Raw genomic sequence first — 18,268 nt, 5'->3', positions numbered from 1 at the left:
GGTTGCCGCACGATGGTGAGAGTCGATGAATCTTTTCTTCTGGATGTTGCTGAATTTTGGCGTGCCGATTGTCGGCCCGATCTTCACGCTGGCGCTTGTCGCACCCGCGCACGGCTGGCGTGTCGCGAAGGCGTTGATCGCCGCATCGGTGAAAGACGGCCAACTGTTCTGGTGTGCGATCGGACTGTGTGCGTCCGCAGTTTATGAGGTGGCGGCGGCGTTCGAGCGAGGGAGTCGTGAGATGCCGACTCTGGTGTTCCGCATGGTGGGACTCTGTCTGGTGGGGTTCGTCTGATCCATCCTCGTGATGTCGGGCTCGGTCAATGTCCATTACGGGCGGACGTTCTGAAAAGATAACGCGCCGGTCAGCGCTGAGCCAGCCACCGGGCTGGCCAGCGCATCGAACAGGCATCATCCAGGGACCACCAGGCACCACCCCGGCATCAGAACAACCGCAGCAACCCGTCCAGTCCAACATGGTTGAACGCCACGCTGGCCGCTTCGCGCACCACCGGCTTCGCGCGAAATGCAACGGATAGTCCCGCTGCGGCCATCATTTTCAGATCGTTCGAACCGTCGCCCATCGCAATCGCGCGAGCGGGTTCGATGCCGAGTGTGGCGCATGTTTCGCGCAGCGTGCGCGCTTTCACGTCAGCGTTGACGATCTCGCCGATCACGTTGCCGGTCAGCTTGCCGTCCACGATTTCGAGCGTGTTCGCGCGCGTGAAATCGAGACCCAGGCGAGCCTTCAGCTTTTCGGTAAAGAACGTGAATCCGCCCGACACCAGCAGCGTTTTCAATCCTGCCTGTTTCGCGCCGGCCAGCATCCGCTCCGCGCCCGGCGACAGTTGCAGCCGCTCCTCGTAAACGCGTTCGAGCGCGCTTGCGTCGAGACCCTTGAGCAGCGCCACGCGGCGCGTCAGACTTTCGTTGAAGTCCTTGATCTCGCCGCGCATCGAGGCCTCGGTGATCGCGGCCACTTCCGCTTTCAGTCCGCAGAAGTCGGCGATCTCGTCGATACATTCGATCGTGATCAGCGTCGAATCCATGTCCATTGCGACCAATCCGAAGTCGCGCAGCTCGCGGCCAGCTTCGACGAACGCGTAGTCCAACTGATGAGTGCCGCAATAGACTTCGACGTCGGCGCGCTGTGCGGCGCTTGCGTCGGCGATGCGCAGCGCGTTCGCGTCGATGATGGTCGCTTGCGAACCGCGTGCGAGCGCAACGAGCGTTTTGTGGTGGTCGGGGGAAAGGGGCGCGGGGCTTTGAATGACGAGGTTCATGGACGACGCAGTGACGCTGGAAAGAGGGCGCGCGGCGCGCGCGGAAAATTCCGCTATTGTATCGGTTCTACGAGATGCGCCGCCGCAAGCGGCCGCCGTGCGTTCCGCTTTGCATAGCGCTGTGCAATCCTTCAAAGCCCGGTTCATACTGTCGCTTCCAACGACGCCCCGCAACCATTGCACCTTCTGATCGTCACGCCCCCAACGCGCACGACGCACAGCACAGGAAACGCACTGGCACAAGCAACAAGGCGCACCCCTACGGAGACAACGCATGACCCCGGCGACCGCCAGCGACGTATCCTCCCTTGCACGCGACTTCGATCTGCGCCACCTGAGCCTCGCGTTCTACGCCGATCCCTATCCGGTCTACCACGCGCTGCGCACCCACGAGCCGATCAAGCGCATGCCGGACGGTTCACTGTTTCTGACCCGCTTCCGCGACGTGCAGGCGGTCTACCGCGACCCGAAAGCCTTCAGCTCCGACAAGACCGTCGAATTCAGGCCGAAATACGGCGACTCGCCGCTCTACGCTCATCACACGACCAGTCTGGTCTTCAACGATCCACCGCGCCACACGCGGGTGCGCAAACTGATCGCTGGCGCGCTCACCGCGCGCGCGATCGTGGCGATGGAGCCGGGTCTGGTCCGCCTCGTCGACGGCTTGCTCGATGCGGCGGCCGAGCGTGGCCGCATCGATCTGATCGGCGAGTTCGCGTCGGCGATTCCGGTCGAGATCATCGGCAATCTGCTGGACGTGCCGCACGCCGAGCGCGAGCCGCTGCGCGACTGGTCGCTCGCGATACTCGGCGCGCTCGAGCCGTCGCTCACCGAAGCGCAACTCGAACGGGGCAATCGCGCGGTGAGCGAATTCGTCGACTATCTGCGCGATCTGGTCGCGCGACGCCGGCGCGAGCCGGGCGACCCGCAGCACGACGTGCTGACGCGGCTGATCCAGGGCGAAGGGGACGAAAAGGGCGGCGAGCAATTGTCGGAAGCGGAGCTGCTGCAAAACTGCATTTTCATTCTGAATGCCGGCCACGAGACGACCACCAACCTGATCGGCAATGGGCTCGTCACGCTGACCGACTGGCCCGAGCAGCGCGCCGCGTTGTTGCGCGAGCCGTCGCTGATCGAGTCGGCGGTCGAGGAGTGTTTGCGCTACGAAAGTTCGAACCAGCTCGGCAACCGGATGACGACTGTCGACACCGAGATCGGCGGCGTCGCGGTTGCTCGCGGTACGCCGGTCACGTTGTGCATCGGCGCGGCCAACCGCGACCCGGAGCAGTTCCCGGAACCGGACCGCTTCGACATCCGCCGCGATCCGAACCGGCATCTCGCGTTCGGCTTCGGCATCCACCAGTGCGCCGGGTTGTCGCTCGCGCGACTCGAGGCGCGCATCGCCATCGGACGTTTCGTGCAGCGCTTTCCGGCGTATCGCCTGGATGGTGAGCCGACGCGCGGCGGACGCGTGCGTTTTCGCGGCTTCGCGGCGGTGCCGGTCGAGCTCGAACCTGCGCCCGAAGCCGGGCCGGCATAGTGCCGCACGCCGTATCTTTTGCCGGTCTGACGGCAAGACTTACAGCCTGTGCCGAAGGCCGCCCGCAGCACGCCACGCGCCGGCTCGGGCTGAAAAACCGTGGCACGCTTGCTGCTTCATATCAGGTCTTAGGCCCACGGGAGCGCACGATGGCACACATGATCTGGAAAGGCGCAATCAGTTTCGGGCTCGTCCACGTGCCGGTGCAGCTGTATCCGGCGACGCAGTCGGAGAAAGTCGGCTTCAATCTGCTCGACAAGCGCACGATCGATCCGGTCGGCTACAAGCAGATCAACAAGCGCACCGGCAAGGATGTGAGCCGCGAGAACATCGTGCGCGGGTTCGAGTATGAAAAGGACAAGTACGTCGTGCTGTCGGACGACGAGATCCGCGCGGCGAATCCCGAGTCGACGCAAACGGTCGATATCCTGGCGTTCGTCGACGCTCCTGCCATCTCGTTTCTCTATCTTGACACGCCGTACTTCCTGACGCCCGACCGCAAGGGCGAAAAGGTGTATGCGTTGTTGCGCGAAGCGATGAAGGCGTCGGGCAAGGTCGGCGTCGCGAGTGTCGTGCTGCACAACAAGCAGCATCTGGCGGCGCTGATTCCGGTCGGCCCGGTACTGGCGCTGAACACGCTGCGCTGGGCCGCCGAAGTGCGCGGCTTCGACGAATTCAAGCTGCCGCCCGAAGGGATGAAGGCCGCCGGCGTGTCGGCGCGGGAACTCGACATGGCGAAAAAGCTGATCGACGACATGAGCGATGCGTGGGATCCGTCGCAGTATCACGACACGTTTCGCGACGACATCATGGCGCTGGTCGATCGGAAGATTCGGGCGGGGAAGACTGAGGAGATCACAGAGGTCGAAGCTCCGCGGGAGTCGCGTCAATCGGCCGATATTCTCGATTTGTCCGATCTGCTCAAACGCAGCCTGGGGCGTGGCAAGGGTAAGCCGGCGGCTGGCGCGCGCAAGCGTGCGGCGGACGATGACGACGAAGACGGCGGCGCCGAAGCCGAGCATGAGCCTTCGGCGCCGGCCCGCAAGAAGCCTCGTGCGACGCGTGCGGCGAGCACGTCTCGCAGTCGCGGCGCAGGCGGCGATGCAGGCGGCCGCACGACGACAACGACAGGTAAGGCCGCAGCGGCGCCGGCGGCCCGCAAGCGGCGCGCGGCTGCCTGAATGCAGGGGTGATCGTTAGCGCCGCGCTACAGCACACCCACTCGCGACGATGTCAACGCCATGAACGACCGACTCGACCCGTACCATCGCAAGCGTCGCTTCGACGAAACCCCGGAGCCTTCCGGCGCGGTCGCGATTCGCAAGCGAGCTGGCCGGACAACGGCGATGCGTGCATCGGACGAAGCGCTCTCGTATGTGATTCAGGAGCATGACGCGCGGCGTCTGCACTACGACTTCCGGCTCGAATTGAACGGCACGCTGTTGTCGTGGGCCGTGCCGAAGGGGCCGAGTCTCGATCCGTCGGTGAAGCGGCTGGCGGTGCATGTCGAAGATCACCCGGTCGAATATGGTTCGTTCGAAGGGGAAATTCCTCCCGGCAATTATGGGGCGGGCAGTGTGATCGTCTGGGATCGTGGCACGTGGGAACCGGTCGGGGGCGCAGCCGAGGCGGCGCGTTCCTATGCAGCCGGCAAGCTCAAGTTCAGACTTCACGGTGAGAAGCTGCACGGCGCCTGGACACTGGTGCGTAGTCGTATGCGCGGCAGCGGCGACAAGGAACAGTGGCTGCTGATCAAGGAGCGCGACGCCGAGGCGCGCAATGAGAGCGAGTTTGACGTTCTAAAGATGCGGCCGGGGAGCGTGCTTGGCGGTGGTGGGGCGGCGGCAGCGTCACACACGTCCACGTCCACTGTAAAAGCCGCGGCCAGGAGCACCACGAAGTCCGCGTCATCCAGCCGCACCGACCCGAAGCGGCCCGACGTCGTCTCCACTCGCACCACGCGGTCGCTGCGCGAACTCGCCGCGTCGCCCTCAATCGAAGGGACCGTCAAAGCCCGTCTGCCCGTCACCTTCAAGCCCCAACTGGCGACGCTCGTCGACGCCCCGCCACCCGGCGGCGACTGGTCGTACGAAATCAAGTTCGACGGCTACCGCGTGCTGGCCCGCATCGATCGGTCTGCCAAACGCGGCGCCGTCAAAGTGTTCACGCGCGCCGGCAACGACTGGACTGTGAAGTTCAGCAAGCAGGTCGACACCCTCGAACAGCTCGGCCTCGAAAGCGCATGGCTTGACGGCGAAGCGGTCGTGCTGGACGAACACGGCGTGCCGGGTTTTCAGGCGCTGCAAAACGCGTTCGACTCGAATCGCCCGCAGGACATCGTCATCTACCTGTTCGATCTGCCGTTTCTGAATGGCTACGACTTGCGCGGCGTGCCGCTCGAACAGCGCCGCGCGATTCTGCGCGCGCTGCTGGAGGAGGTTGACGACAGCGTGCTGCGCTTCTCGAACGACTTCGAGTTCAGCGCCGACGAACTGCTCAAGAGCGCATGCGACATGGGACTCGAAGGCATCATCGGCAAGCGGCGCGATAGCGGTTACCTGTCGGGGCGCTCGTCCGCGTGGATCAAACTGAAGTGCCGGCGACGCCAGGAGTTCGTGATCGGCGGCTATTCGGAGCCGGCCGGCACTCGCGCGGCGTTCGGCGCGCTGCTGCTCGGCGTCTACGATGGCGAAGGCCGGTTGCAATACGCGGGACGGGTCGGCACCGGCTTCGACGCCGCGTTGCTGCGCTCGGTCAAGCAGGCGCTCGACGCGCACGAGACCCAACGCATGCCGTTTGCCAGCGCGCCGCGAGAGCGTAGTCGCACGCCGGTGCATTGGGTCGAACCGGTGCTCGTCGCCGAATGCAATTTCGCCGAATGGACCAGCGATGGCATCGTGCGCCAGGCGTCGTTCGTGGGTCTGCGCGACGACAAGCCGGCGCTTCAGATCGTCAAGGAAACATCCCGTCAAGGAGCCGACGTGCAACAGCAAACCGATACCGGGCCCGATGCCGCGCCGAAGAAACGCGCGGCGTCGAAAACTCCCGCGAGTGCCGCGCCTGCATCCGGGGCAGTGAAAAAGAAAAAATCTCCCACAACAACAAAATCACCCACGTCCACCGAAGTCGCAAGCGTACGCATCTCCCACCCCGACCGCGTAATCGACAAAAGCACCGGCACGCGCAAGATCGATCTCGTGCAGTACTACGAATCAGTCGCCGACTGGATGCTGCCGCATCTGCGAGACCGGCCGGTATCGCTGGTGCGCGCGCCCGAGGACATCGGCGGCGAGCTGTTCTTCCAGAGGCACAGCCAGAAACTGTCGATTCCAAACGTCACACGGCATGCCGGCCTCGACGCCGGCCACCCGCCGCTGATTACCGTCGAAACACTCGGCGCGCTGGTCGGCGCCGCGCAAATGGGCACGGTCGAATTTCACACGTGGAATGCCGTCGCGTCGAATATCGAAAAGCCCGATCGCATGGTGTTCGATCTCGATCCCGACGCGTCGCTCGGCTGGGAGCGCATGATCGAAGCCGCGCAACTCACGCGTTCGCTGCTTGAAGAACTCGGCCTCGAGTCGTTCTGCAAAACCAGCGGCGGCAAGGGCCTGCATGTCGTCGTGCCGCTCGCGAAGCAGGCCGGCTGGGACGAGGTGAAGGACTTTTCGCAAGCCGTCGCGCAGCACATGGCGACGACGCTGCCCAAATACTTCAGCGCGAAGATGGGCACGCAGAATCGCAAGCAGAAAATTTTTGTCGATTACCTGCGCAACAACCGCGGCTCGAGCACGGTGGCCGCATTCTCGGCGCGTGCGCGGCCGGGCTTGGGCGTGTCGGTGCCGCTCTCATGGGACGAAGTCGCGGTCACCACGAGCGGCGATCAGTGGACCATCGAGAGCCTGCACGAGCGCCTCGCCGGCCTCAAAAGCGATCCGTGGGCGGACTATGCGAAGACACGTCAGCGCATCACGGCCGCCATGAAAAAACGTCTGGACGGAGCGCAATGAGCGCTTGCCAGCCGACCTCGTTCAAAACGGGAAGGAGCACATCATGAAGACCGCAGCGTAATCGTCAGACGGCGACAAGCAGGCCGATCCGCAGGTGGGCAAGCAGCCGCGTTCGTTGCAGGATGCCGCCGCGCCGCTGCCGCACGAAACCGATCAGAACCCGGAATCGCAACACGAGGACGCGCCGCGCGACGTCGGCAAGCAGGCGCATCGGGGCTCGGCTTGCGCGCGGCCCACCGACGCGCGCGCGGCGACGGTCGCGTCGAGCAGCGCTTCGGCACGGGTCATGAACACTTCACCGTCCTGCGTGAGGCTGATGCGGCGGGTGGTCCGGTGCAGCAGGCGCGCGCCGTGAGCGTCCTGTGATGGCGGCGCGTCGCCGATCACACACGCAGAAAACGTATCGCCGCAAGCGGGGTTAACACCCGAGCTGGCGCGGCACGCGCAGCGTCGCGCTTGGCGTTAGACTGGTGGTGCATCATGCAAAAACAGTTGCGTGTCTCGCGGCCCGGCTGGCCGGGCTCAACCGGCCTCAGTCAGGCGGCTTACAGGCAGTAGCGCTGAAGCGGGCGCGCAGCGGCACAACAACGAGGTGACAGTATGAGCTCCAGCTTCAAACTCTCCGCCGTTTCCGTTGTCGCTTCTCTCGCTTGCGCGCTCGCGTCCGGCATGTTCGTGCCAGTGGCTCACGCTGCCACGCCGATCACGGTGACGTCCCAGTCCGCGCTCGACGGTCCGATCCGCTACACGGTCCGCGTCACGTCGAAGCAGTTCGGCAATTCCCAGGAAACCCGCACGATCCGCTCCGGCGAGTCGGACGACTTCACGTGGAAGACCGTGCCGCCGGGCGGCCCGGTGGCCGGTACGGATGCTTGTCCGAACTATTCTTCGCTGCCGCTCGACACCAACGGCGCGATGATTCGCCAGACGCAGATCCGCTTTGCGCCGGTCGTGTCCAGTGACGGCACGGCGAGCGTGCAGATGAGCTTCCAGGCACAGACGCCGCACGGAGTGAAGACGGTGACGAGCGGCGGCAAAACGCTCAAGTGTCCGAACGATGTGAAAGTGAGTCAGATTCTGCGCTTTACGATGCCGGTCAACGGCAGCACGAAAACGCTCACGCTCAACGACGGCACCGAAGTGGCGGTCAGCGCGAAGCGTTGATGCCGGCGCGCACGGTTAGCACGGCGTGCCCTGGCTTGCGGCCCTGCCTGACTCGCGCGGCGCACGCGCCGTGCGCCGCCAGGTCATGCGGCGCACGGCATACCGCCGCGCCGCTTACCGCCGTGCCGCTGCGCGCTCCACCAGTCGCGCCGACAGAAACCGGTGCTCCGCCGAGAAGAGCCGCCGGTACGTCAGCAGCACCGCGCCCACGGTCCCCAACGCAGACGACGCGGCGATCAGGAACATGATGACGATCTGATAGCGCACCGCCTGCAACGGCGACTGGCCGGCCAGCACCTGGCCGGTCATCATGCCGGGCAGGCTCACCACGCCGACCACCGCCATCTGATTCAACGTCGGCATCATGCCTGCGCGCACCGCCTGCCGCGCCGGTGCCTGCGCCGCTTCCCAGCGCGTCGCGCCGAGCGCGAGCGCCATGTCGACGCGGTCGCGCCGCGCCGTCAATTCCTCGGTCATCCGTTCAATGCCGAGCGACACGCCAGTCAGCGTATTGCCGAGGATCATGCCGAGGATCGGAATCGCATATTGCGGCTCGTACCACGGATGAATGCGGATCACGACGAACAGCCCGACGGCGGCCACCAGCCACGAACTGACCCAGATCGACAGCACGCTGTCCGCGCGTTGCCCGGCATAGGTGTGGTTGCCGCGCTGCGCGCCCGCGAACCCGGCGATCAGCGTCATCACGATCATCAGCGGCAGCACGACGAACCAGCGGTCGTAGCGGAACACCCAGCCGAGCACATAGCCGATGGCCAGCAACTGAACCACCGTGCGTAGCGCGGCCCACGCGAGCTTGCGTTCGAGATCGAGCTTCAATGCCACCGACACCGCCCCGTTCACGACGATCAGCAGCGCGGCTATCGCGACGTCCCACAGACTCAGGTTTTGCAGTGTCATTGGCCAAACTCCTGAGGCGCGGGCGTTGCCGCCACGGCTTCGTCGAGCACGCCGGCGCGCATCGTCAGATGCCGTTTGCTCATGCGTGCGGCTTGCGCCGGGTCGTGCGATACCCAGATCGAAGCATGGTGGGAGGGATCAGCGTCGAACCATGCGTGCACCAGCCCCTCGATCGCCCGCGACGACTGCGGATCGAGCGACGCGGTGGGTTCGTCGAGCAGCAGCACCTCGGGTGCCAGTTGCAGCACGCGAATCAGCGCGGTGATCTGCGCTTCGCCACCGGACAGTTCGCTCGCGCGCTTGTCGAGAAAGTCGTCGGCGCGGCCGGCCTGGGCGGCGAGACTGGCCGCTCGCGCGCGATCGAAGCGCACGTCGCGATAGGCGCGCAGCTCGAACGGATAGCGCAGGTTATCTTCGACACTGCCGTCGAGCAGCGCCGGCCGCTGGCGGATATACGCGACGTTGCGCCGGTAACGCGGAATCGCGGCGCGCGCGACCGGCGCGTCATGCCACATGATGCGTCCGGCATCGAGTGGATCGAGCAGTGCGAGTGCGCGCAGAAATACGCTCTTGCCCGAGCCGGACGGCCCGGTGATCGCGACGCGGTCGCCTGTGTGCAGCGCGAAGGTGGTCGGCTGCAACAGCGCCTGGCCGCGCAGCGCGTCGCGCCGGACGATGCCGTCAGCGAGGACGAGGGGAACATCGGTCATGAATTGGATCGTAGTGGGGTGTGCGTGATAGCCAGGCGAGCAAAGCGGCAATGACTTTTTATGGCGGCGCACGCGCCGTCAGTCTGTCGTCCAACTGTGCAGCATGATAAAACGACAACGAGCGACAACGAGCGCCAACGAGCGACAACGGCACGGCGACTCGTCGCCACCATCCGGGCACGATACCTGCTGCCCGTTTCATAACGTAGAAAAAATCGCGGAGCCTCTCAATGGCAGTGTCGAGCACCATCGGCCGACGGATCGGAAAAATCATCGCATGGCTGCTGGCGACTATCGCCATCCTGATCGTCGCGCTGGCCATTTTTATTCTGGCCTTCGACTGGAATCGCGCCCGGCCTTATATCAACGACAAGGTCACGCAGGCCATCGGCCGCCCGTTCGCGATCAACGGCGATCTGAAAGTGGGGTGGCAGCATGCGGTCGGCGAGACCGGCTGGCGCGGCTGGGTGCCATGGCCGCGCTTTTCCGCGGCCAGCATCACGGTGGGCAATCCCGACTGGACCAAACAGCCGCAGTTCGCCACGCTCGATGAAATCGATTTCGAGGTCAAGGTGCTGCCGCTGCTCGCGCACGACATCGTGATTCCGTCGATCAATCTCGTGAATCCTTCGGTCGATCTCGAACGTCTGCTCGATGGGCGCAACAACTGGACTTTCAAACTGCCTGCTGCCACTGCGCCGTCCGAATGGAAGCTCGATCTGCATGACATCGCGTTTGCCAAGGGCAATATCGCGCTGTCCGATCAGCAGAAGAAGGTCGATCTGCAAATGGTCATCGATACGCTCGGCCAGCCGATTCCGATCGGCGAGGCGATGAAGCAGCAGGAAGCGGCGTCGCGCAGCGCATCGGCGCAAGCGATCGGCAAGGCGGGTGCCAGCAAGCTGACGGAGCAGGCGAACGCGCAAGCGGCGTCGGAGGCCGCGGCGGCTTCGGCGGCGGCCGCTTCCGGCGCGTCGGCGCCGGATCTCAACGCGTCGGGTACGAAGGCGGCCACGGGTGCGTCGGGCGCCAGCGAGACGAATCCGGCGGCCGGGGCGAAGCGGGAGATTCCGCTGTATGCGATCGGCTGGACCGTCAAGGGTACGTACAACAAAACGCCGGTATCGGGCAGCGGCAAGGTCGGCGGCGTGCTCGCGCTGCAGGACGCGAGCCGGCCGTTCCCGGTGCAGGCCGACGTCAAGGCGGGGGATCTGCACGTCGGTCTGGTGGGCACGATCACCGATCCGGCGCATCTCGCCGCGGTCGACCTGCGCCTCTGGCTGCAAGGCGACAGCATGGCGCGCCTCTATTCGCTGACTGGCGTGACCTTGCCCGAGACCCCACCGTATGCGACCGAAGGACGTCTGGTCGGTCAGTTCAAGTCCAGCGGCAATGTCTTCAAGTATGAAAATTTTACAGGCCGGGTGGGCGGCAGCGATCTGAACGGTTCACTGACCTATACGGCGCGTGAGTCGCGTCCGCTGCTGCAGGGCGAACTGGTGTCGCATCTGCTGCAATTCGCCGATCTGGCGCCGGTGATCGGCGCGGACTCGAACGCCAGCAAGGCCAAACGCGGCGACGCGACGGCGCAGCCGGGCGACCGGGTGCTGCCGGTCGAGGAATTCCGCACCGACCGCTGGAAGGCGATCGACGCCGACGTCAAGTTCACCGGCCGGCGCATCGTCAAGAACACGAACCTGCCGATCACGGACCTGTACACGCATGTCGTGATGACCGACGGCGTGCTGTCGCTGGAGCCGCTGAAGTTCGGCGTCGCGGGCGGCTCGCTTGCGTCGGACATTCATCTGGACGGCGGCACCGTACCGTTGAAGGGCCGCTTCTCGACCTCGGCGCGACATCTGAAGCTCAAGCAGTTGTTCCCGAACTTCAAGTCGATGCAGAACGCGCTCGGCGAAATCAACGGCGACGCCGCGTTGACCGCGACCGGCAATTCGCCGGCGGCGCTCGCGGCGACCTCCAATGGCGAGCTGAAGGCGCTGGTGACGGACGGCACGGTGAGCCGTCTGCTGATGGAAGCAGCGGGGCTGAACGTGGCGAACGTCGTGTATGAAAAGCTGTTCGGCAATCGCGACGTGAAGATCAACTGCGCGGCCGCCGATTTCGTCGCGACCGACGGTGTGCTCGAAGCGCGCATCTTCGCGCTTGATACGGACGACGCGGTGATCAACATCGACGGCACCGTGAACCTGCGCGACGAGACCCTGGACCTTGGCGTGCATCCGCATACCAAGGGCTTCCGGGTGATTACCCTGCGCTCGCCGCTCTACGTGAAAGGCACGTTCAAGGATCCGCATGTTGGCGCGAATGCGGCCGCGCTCGCGTTGCGAGGCGGTGCGGTGATCGGACTTGGCCTGATCAATCCGTTTGCGGCCTTGCTTCCGTTGCTCGCGCTCAGCAACAACCAGCCACTACCGTGCGCGCAGTTGCTGTCGCAGGTTCGCCAGGCGCCGACGGCGCCGCCGCCCGGCGTCAAGCAGAAGCCCAAGGCGGGGCTTTCTCTCGATGGCGCGCCGCTCAACAACTCTGCCGGTGGCGCTTCGTCGGCTGCGCCGGCGAATCGAAAGCCCGCTGTCATGTCGCCGGCTAGTGCAGCCGAATATAAGGGCAGCTGACGTTTTCCGCGTGGCCAGCGGACTGGTTGAACTCGAGCGTCGGCGGTGGCCTTTGCGTCGTGTTCCTGTGGCTGATCAGCGTGCCGCCCGTGCGCGGCCGCATCGATGAAGCAATCACGGTGTAAGGAACGGCTTTTATAGCGCACACGCATGCAAATGCGCCGCCGTGTAAGGCGAGTTCAACCGCGAGTTCAAACGAAGGGAAGCGATGCAGCGCCGCCTGGGTGAAACCAGCAGCGCTTGCCAGACGGTGGCTTCGGAGCGCCTACCTTAACGATCGCGGCGTGGCGTCGCCCGCGGCATCCTGCCGACGCACCCCGCGGCGGGAGCCCACGCGCGTCGCGCCGAATTCCGTGAGGATCTTGCCGCGAGCCCGGCTGGCAAAGACGAGGAAGCCGAAGCCGTCCGCCTCATACCAGTAACCGCCGTTCTCGAGTCCGTCGAGCGGCTGCTCCAGGGCGTTGGTGATGGATTCGACGCAGCGCCGCCGCAACTCGGCGGGCGCCGGATAAGGCGGTTGCGCGCCGCGCACACTGCACAGGAGCACGTCGAGCCCAGGCAGCACATGCGCATAGAGTACCGGCTCATCTTGCGCGCGAGCACGTGCAATCTTGGTGTCGAGCTGACCGAACGGCTTGAAATGCCGTAGTACCGCGAGGAACGACTCATCGCCGTCCACCTTCGCGCGTCTACGCTTTTTCGGGAAGGACATAAAAATTCGCCTGAAAAAGAATTGCAAGAAACGCAGCGTCCTCATGCGACAACTCCCGGCTTCGCGCGCCGCACGTCGATCTTTTATAGCATACGACAAGACCGGATTCACGGTGATTCGACGACTGCGCCGTCTCACCGCCTCCCGCACGAATCATGCCGAACCGCCTCGCCGCGCGCTTTCGCTTCCCAGCACATCTGTCTCCATCATAGACGCACGAGCCGCCGAAAAAACATCCGATACCAATAAAAAAGTCATTTTTATGTGGGCAAGCACATCCTGCGGCTACGTTGAAATATCTCGAATTCACGTCGATAATGGCCCGTCCGGCTGCACTGCGCAGCGCGCCAGTCCGTTGTTTTTCTGGCGCGCCAGCAGCGCGACGCGCAACCGGTGCTCGCGAGCCGCCGCGGCTTGAACGACCCTTCGGGCGAACATGAAATTATTCACCAAGGGTCTGCTGCTGATTGCCGTGCCGAGCGTAGTCGAGCTGGCGCTTCTTGGCGTCGTCTTCGATACCCAGGAGCAGACAGCGCAGGCCGCGCAGTGGGTCGACAACAGCAAGCAGATCCTCTATCAGTCGTCGGCCGTCGTCGATCCGCTGCTGCGTCAGGCCGCGCGAGTGCGCACGGCCATGGCGACCGGCGATGCGTCGCTGATCGACCGCCATACGGTATGGGTCGACCTCGGCGATCGTCTGTCGAAGCTCGACGCGCTGGCCGCGGACATCCCGCAGCAGGTCGAGCGCGTGCACAACATGCAGCGGGCGATCGACGCCTATCGCGAGCACACCCTCGCGATTTCGCAGGCGCTGCATGAGGGACGCAGCCTGAACCCGTTTATCGCCTTGGAGAGCGGCGCGTTGCCGGAGCAGATCGCGCTGTTTCGCGACGAGCTCACCGCGTTCGGCAACGAAGCCTCGCGTCTCGACGCCGACCGCTCGGCCGCGCTCGCACGGCGGCGCGAGTGTCAGCAATATGCGCTGATCGCCGCCGTGCTAGGCTCGATGCTGATCTGGGCGGCCACCGCGGTGGTGTTTGCGCGCAGCATCGGCCGGCGGCTGGAAGTGTTGACCGACAACGCCGAGCGGCTCGGCGGCGATCGGCGGCTCGCGGCGCCGCTGTCGGGCAGCGACGAAATCGCCGCGCTCGACGCTGTACTGCATCAAACCGGCGCGCGTCTACGCGCAGCGGAAAAAGAGCAGGCCATGCTGAAGACACGGCTCGAAGCGCGTGCGTGGGAGCTGGCGAGCGTCAACGAGGAGTTGCGCCAGGAAACGCAAGACAACGAAATGTTCATCTACAGCGTGTCGCATGATCTGCGCTCGCCGCTGGTGAATCTGCAGGGCTTCTCGAAGGAATTGCAGGTGTCGTGCGACGAACTGGACAGTATCGTCGAGCAGGCTGGCTTACCCGAATCAGAGCATCGGCGCATGGCGCATATTCTCGACGGCGACGTGCGCGAATCGCTGCATTATCTACGCACCGCGGTGACGCGGGCCGCAGCGATCATCGACGCGCTGCTGCGCATTTCGCGCGCGGGCCGGCTCGAATACCAGTGGCAGCGGGTGAGCGTCGGACGCGTGGTGGGCCGGGTGGTCGACGCGCTGCAGGGCGTGATCAGCCAGCGCGCGGCGGTCATCACCGTGCGCGAGTTGCCGCCCGCATGGGGCGACCCGGCGGCGGTCGAACAGATCTTCAGCAATCTGATCGGCAATGCGCTGAATTTTCTGGACCCGGCGCGTCGTGGGCGTATCGAGGTCGGCGCGCTGGAGCCCGAATCGATCGACGAAACCGAGCCGCGCGCGGTGCGCATGCGTACGTACTACGTCCGCGATAACGGCCTTGGCATTCCGGCCGCGTACCTGTCGAAGGTGTTCCGCGCGTTCCAGCGTCTGCACGGCGACGTCGCGAACGGCGAGGGCATCGGTCTCGCGGTGGTGCGGCGTACGGTGGAGCGGCATGGCGGGCGTGTCTGGGTCGAGTCGGCCGAAGGTGCGGGATCGACTTTCTTCGTCGCGTTGCCCGAGCAGCCCATGCGCATCTGAAGCGGGACGGGCAGTCGCGGCAACGGTGCGGACATGACAAGCGGTATGCAACGACAAATCGTTAGCACGGAGAATCTATGAGTCACGGGGACACGGTCAGCATCGTGCTGATCGAAGATGACGACGGCCACGCCACGCTAGTTGAACGCAATCTGCGCCGCGCCGGCATTTCGAACGGTTTTGTGCGCTTTCGCGACGGCCAGCAGGCACTCGATTACTTCTTCGGCCCGGAGCCGGCCGATGCCGCCGGCGGTGGCGCTGCGGGTCCGGCTGCGAGTCCTGCCGCCGGCGCTTACCCGCCATGCGAAGATCTGACGAATTTTGTCGTGCTGCTTGATCTGAAGATGCCGCGGGTAGACGGCTTCGAGGTGCTGCGGCGCCTGAAGGAATCGCCGAGGACGGCCGCGGTGCCGGTGATCGTCCTGACCACCACCGACGATCCGCGCGAAATCGCACGCTGCTACGAACTCGGCTGCAACGTCTACATCTGCAAACCGGTCGAATACGATGCGTTTATCGAAGCGGTGCGCCGTCTCGGCTTCTTCCTGCAGGTGGTCAAGCTGCCGCCCGGCCATCGGCTCGCCGCGCCGTGATCGCCCGCTCACGCGAAGCTGCCCGAAAGCCGTTCATGACAAGATAGAGCTCCCAACCTGGCGAGAGAAGAGTCCGCATGACCGAAGAAGTGTCCACGCCGCACGCCGCGTATGTGCTAGTTGTCGACGACGACGAAGGCATCCTGCGGCTCGCGCGCAAGTCGCTCGAACGCGCGGGCTGCCGGGTCGCGATCTGCGCGAGCGTCGACGCCGCCCGCGAGCGGCTCGCCGCCGTCGGCCCCGACCTGCTGGTGCTCGACTACCAGCTCAGCGGACCAGAGACCGGACTCGACTTCTTTCGCCGTCTGCGCTCGGAAGGGGTGCGGATTCCCGCGATCCTCGTGACTGGCTTTACCGACGAATCGCGCGTCATCGAAGCGCTGCGCGCGGGCGTGTCCGACGTGGTGCCGAAGTCCGGCGACTACCTCGATTACCTGCCGGAAGCCGTCGAACGTGTGCTGTCGCAAGTGCGTCTGCAAAGAGCATCCGACGAAGCGCTGTTGCTGCGCGATCGCGAACAGCATTACCGCACCTTGTCGGAAGCGTTGCCGCACCTCGTGCTGACGTGCAACGCGGCGGGCGACTGCGATTTCCTGTCGAAGCAGTGGTACGACTACACCGGGCTCTCCGAGAACACGTCGTACGGCCTCGCGTGGCTCGACGCCGTGCATCCGGACGATCGTGAAGAGATCCGCCGCAGTTGGCTCAAGGCAGTGGCGAGCCAGGCCGGCGACTATCGGCACGAGCTGCGGATTCGCCGCCACGACGGCGAATACCGCTGGTTCGACGCGCGCGTGGTGGCGATGCGCGACGCCGAACGCAACGTGACGAAATGGTTCGGCAGTTGCACGGACATTCATTCGCAGCGCGAGGCGATCGAGGAACGCGAACGGCTGCTCGCGTCGGAGCAGGCGGCTCGCCAGACCGCCGAAGAAGCGAACCGCGCGAAAGACCGTTTTCTCGCGATGCTGTCACACGAATTGCGCACGCCGCTCACGCCGGTTCTGGCCGGCGCCCGCGTGCTGGAGATGATCCCGGATCTGCCCGACCAGGCGCGCAGCAGTGTGCGGATGATCCGCCGTAACGTCGAACTCGAAGCGCGGCTGATCGACGACCTGCTCGATCTGACGCGCGTGGCGAACGGCAAGCTGCGGCTGTCGCTCGAAACCGTCGACGTGCACGACGTGATGGACAGCGTGCTCGAACTCTTTCGCAGCGAGATCCAGGTCAAGCAGCAGGACGTGCACGTCGACAAGCACGCGACGCACCATTACGTGCTGGCCGATCGCGCGCGCTTGCAACAGATGCTGTGGAACCTGATTCGCAACGCCGCCAAGTTCACGCCGGATGGCGGCCATATTTATGTGCGCACGCGCGACGAACGCATGCACGTGCAGATCTCGGTTGAAGACACGGGCATTGGCATCGAGCCGGAGCAGATCGGCAAGCTGTTCAACGCGTTCGAGCAGGGCAGCCAGAACCGGACGCGGCAATTTGGCGGGCTGGGGCTTGGTCTTGCAATCACGAAAGCGTTGACCGACGTGCACGGCGGCACGGTGACCGCGCAAAGTCCCGGCGCGCATTGCGGCGCGACCTTCACGATCACGCTGCCGACCGCCGCTGCGCCTGCCGGAACGCAGCCGGTCGCCGCACCGGACGAGGCGCATCCGGCTGGACTGCTGACTATCCTGCTGATCGAAGATCACGTGGATACCGCCGACGTGATGGCGCAACTGATACGCAGCCTCGGTCACGACGTGACCGTGGTGGGCCGGGTGGACGATGCGCTTGCCGCCACCCAGCAGCAGGCCTTCGATCTGATCGTGAGCGACGTCGGCTTGCCGGATGGCACGGGCCTCGATTTCATCAAGGCGTTCCGCGAACGCTCGGATGCGCCGGCCGTCGCGTTGACCGGCTTCGGCACCGACGAAGACGTGCGCCGCTGTCTGGGCGCCGGCTTCACTTCGCATTTGACCAAGCCCGTCAATTTCGGCCAGCTCGAAACGATGATCGAACGCGCGGTGAGTCTGAAGGCGCAGAGGCATGCTTGATGCCTGTGCTGCGTAAGCGCGTTTGCGCGCCCAACAAATAGAAGCAGAAAGTGAAAGGCCTGTCGCGACAAGGATCGCCACAGGCCTTTTTACCGGATCCGGCCGATGTGCCGGATCGCCAGGCTCACCGCGGTGAGTTCTTCAGCGAATCGCGGATCTCACGCAGCAGCAGCACGTCTTCCGGCGTCGGCGGCGGCGCGGCTTCAGCCGGCTTGCGCAGATTGTTGATGAACTTGACCATCAGGAAAATGATGAACGCAAGAATGATGAAGTTGATCAGCACGGTAATGAACGAGCCATAACCGATCACGGCAACACCCGCCGTTTGCAAGTCTTTATACGACGTGGGGTTGCCGTGATAGGTCGGCGGAATCGCACCGAGACGAATGAACATGTTGGAGAAATCGAGGCCGCCGGTAGCAATCCCGACGACCGGCATGATCAGGTCTTTAACAATTGAATTGACGATGGTGGAAAAAGCGCCGCCGATAATCACGCCGACCGCGAGATCCATCACGTTGCCCTTGAGGGCGAATTCCTTGAATTCCTTGACCATGCTCATAGATGTGCCTCCCAGATAACGATTGTCGAATCATACCAACCT

Annotated in this window: 16 protein-coding genes and 1 pseudogene; 10 read left to right on the top strand and 7 right to left on the bottom strand. The window is 64.5% G+C overall.

The window, feature by feature from the left end; translation table 11 throughout:
• The first annotated feature begins 25 nt into the window (after positions 1-25).
• The gene (locus tag HV744_RS07465) at positions 26-295 is read left to right on the top strand and encodes a hypothetical protein (protein WP_246278974.1); all 270 of its coding nucleotides are present in this window, start codon (positions 26-28) and stop codon (positions 293-295) included.
• Between the two features lie 148 nt (positions 296-443).
• Here HV744_RS07465 and serB read toward each other — a convergent pair whose 3' ends face one another.
• A complete protein-coding gene (serB, locus tag HV744_RS07460; protein WP_175148890.1) occupies positions 444-1,283 on the bottom strand; it encodes a phosphoserine phosphatase SerB in 840 nt (279 codons plus the stop codon).
• Between the two features lie 274 nt (positions 1,284-1,557).
• On the opposite strand from serB, the gene HV744_RS07455 reads away from it, so the two are divergent.
• The 3 genes from HV744_RS07455 to ligD all read left to right on the top strand — a co-directional run bounded on the left by HV744_RS07455 (position 1,558) and on the right by ligD (position 6,833).
• A complete protein-coding gene (locus HV744_RS07455; protein ID WP_175148889.1) occupies positions 1,558-2,823 on the top strand; it encodes a cytochrome P450 in 1,266 nt (421 codons plus the stop codon).
• A gap of 149 nt (positions 2,824-2,972) precedes the next feature.
• Positions 2,973-4,004 (top strand): non-homologous end joining protein Ku, encoded by a 1,032-nt coding sequence (gene ku / locus HV744_RS07450; RefSeq protein ID WP_175148888.1) that lies wholly within the window; start codon positions 2,973-2,975, stop codon positions 4,002-4,004.
• A 60-nt stretch (positions 4,005-4,064) separates the two neighbouring features.
• Positions 4,065-6,833: a DNA ligase D gene (gene ligD, locus HV744_RS07445; protein ID WP_175148887.1), complete on the top strand. Its 2,769-nt coding sequence runs from the start codon at positions 4,065-4,067 to the stop codon at positions 6,831-6,833.
• Between the two features lie 64 nt (positions 6,834-6,897).
• Here ligD and HV744_RS07440 read toward each other — a convergent pair whose 3' ends face one another.
• Together HV744_RS07440 and HV744_RS37195 are read right to left on the bottom strand one after the other, a co-directional pair.
• A complete protein-coding gene (locus HV744_RS07440) occupies positions 6,898-7,044 on the bottom strand; it encodes a hypothetical protein (RefSeq protein WP_175148886.1) in 147 nt (48 codons plus the stop codon).
• Positions 7,044-7,184, bottom strand: a pseudogene (locus HV744_RS37195) (LysR family transcriptional regulator); the annotation flags it as partial. The gene HV744_RS07440 and the pseudogene HV744_RS37195, both read right to left, overlap by 1 nt.
• Before the next feature lie 249 nt (positions 7,185-7,433).
• Here HV744_RS37195 and HV744_RS07435 point away from each other — a divergent pair.
• On the top strand, positions 7,434-7,997 hold the full coding sequence (locus HV744_RS07435) for a DUF6013 family protein (protein WP_175148885.1): 564 nt from the start codon (positions 7,434-7,436) through the stop codon (positions 7,995-7,997).
• A gap of 114 nt (positions 7,998-8,111) precedes the next feature.
• Here the strand turns inward: HV744_RS07435 and HV744_RS07430 are convergent, their stop codons facing one another.
• Both HV744_RS07430 and HV744_RS07425 read right to left on the bottom strand, forming a co-directional pair.
• Entirely contained in the window at positions 8,112-8,918 is an 807-nt protein-coding gene (locus HV744_RS07430; protein WP_175148884.1) for an ABC transporter permease, read from the bottom strand.
• The gene (locus tag HV744_RS07425) at positions 8,915-9,628 is read right to left on the bottom strand and encodes an ABC transporter ATP-binding protein (RefSeq protein ID WP_175148883.1); all 714 of its coding nucleotides are present in this window, start codon (positions 9,626-9,628) and stop codon (positions 8,915-8,917) included. Before HV744_RS07425 ends, HV744_RS07430 begins: the two co-directional genes overlap by 4 nt.
• A gap of 230 nt (positions 9,629-9,858) precedes the next feature.
• On the opposite strand from HV744_RS07425, the gene HV744_RS07420 reads away from it, so the two are divergent.
• On the top strand, positions 9,859-12,261 hold the full coding sequence (locus HV744_RS07420; RefSeq protein ID WP_175148882.1) for an AsmA family protein: 2,403 nt from the start codon (positions 9,859-9,861) through the stop codon (positions 12,259-12,261).
• A 265-nt stretch (positions 12,262-12,526) separates the two neighbouring features.
• On the opposite strand, the gene HV744_RS07415 is transcribed toward HV744_RS07420, so the two are convergent.
• Positions 12,527-13,018 carry a hypothetical protein gene (locus HV744_RS07415; protein WP_175148881.1) on the bottom strand — a complete coding sequence of 164 codons (492 nt, stop codon included), beginning with the start codon at positions 13,016-13,018 and terminating at the stop codon, positions 12,527-12,529.
• On the opposite strand from HV744_RS07415, the gene HV744_RS07410 reads away from it, so the two are divergent.
• From HV744_RS07410 to HV744_RS07395, 4 genes are all read left to right on the top strand, one after another.
• Complete coding sequence (locus tag HV744_RS07410) at positions 13,017-13,391, top strand: hypothetical protein (protein ID WP_175148880.1); 375 nt, start codon at positions 13,017-13,019, stop codon at positions 13,389-13,391. The two genes, HV744_RS07415 and HV744_RS07410, sit on opposite strands and share 2 nt — an antisense overlap.
• An 18-nt stretch (positions 13,392-13,409) precedes the next feature.
• Complete coding sequence (locus HV744_RS07405) at positions 13,410-15,020, top strand: sensor histidine kinase (protein ID WP_175148879.1); 1,611 nt, start codon at positions 13,410-13,412, stop codon at positions 15,018-15,020.
• A 77-nt stretch (positions 15,021-15,097) separates the two neighbouring features.
• The gene (locus tag HV744_RS07400) at positions 15,098-15,613 is read left to right on the top strand and encodes a response regulator (RefSeq protein ID WP_175148878.1); all 516 of its coding nucleotides are present in this window, start codon (positions 15,098-15,100) and stop codon (positions 15,611-15,613) included.
• Positions 15,614-15,690: 77 nt separating this feature from the next.
• On the top strand, positions 15,691-17,664 hold the full coding sequence (locus HV744_RS07395; RefSeq protein WP_175148877.1) for a hybrid sensor histidine kinase/response regulator: 1,974 nt from the start codon (positions 15,691-15,693) through the stop codon (positions 17,662-17,664).
• 124 nt (positions 17,665-17,788) lie between these two features.
• Here the strand turns inward: HV744_RS07395 and mscL are convergent, their stop codons facing one another.
• Positions 17,789-18,226, bottom strand: a complete 438-nt coding sequence (mscL, locus tag HV744_RS07390) for a large conductance mechanosensitive channel protein MscL (protein WP_175148876.1) — start codon at positions 18,224-18,226, stop codon at positions 17,789-17,791.
• Positions 18,227-18,268: the final 42 nt, after the last annotated feature.

The organism is Paraburkholderia ultramafica (assembly GCF_902859915.1).
Taxonomy (GTDB): domain Bacteria; phylum Pseudomonadota; class Gammaproteobacteria; order Burkholderiales; family Burkholderiaceae; genus Paraburkholderia; species Paraburkholderia ultramafica.
This window is presented reverse-complemented; position numbering and strand designations above follow the sequence as displayed.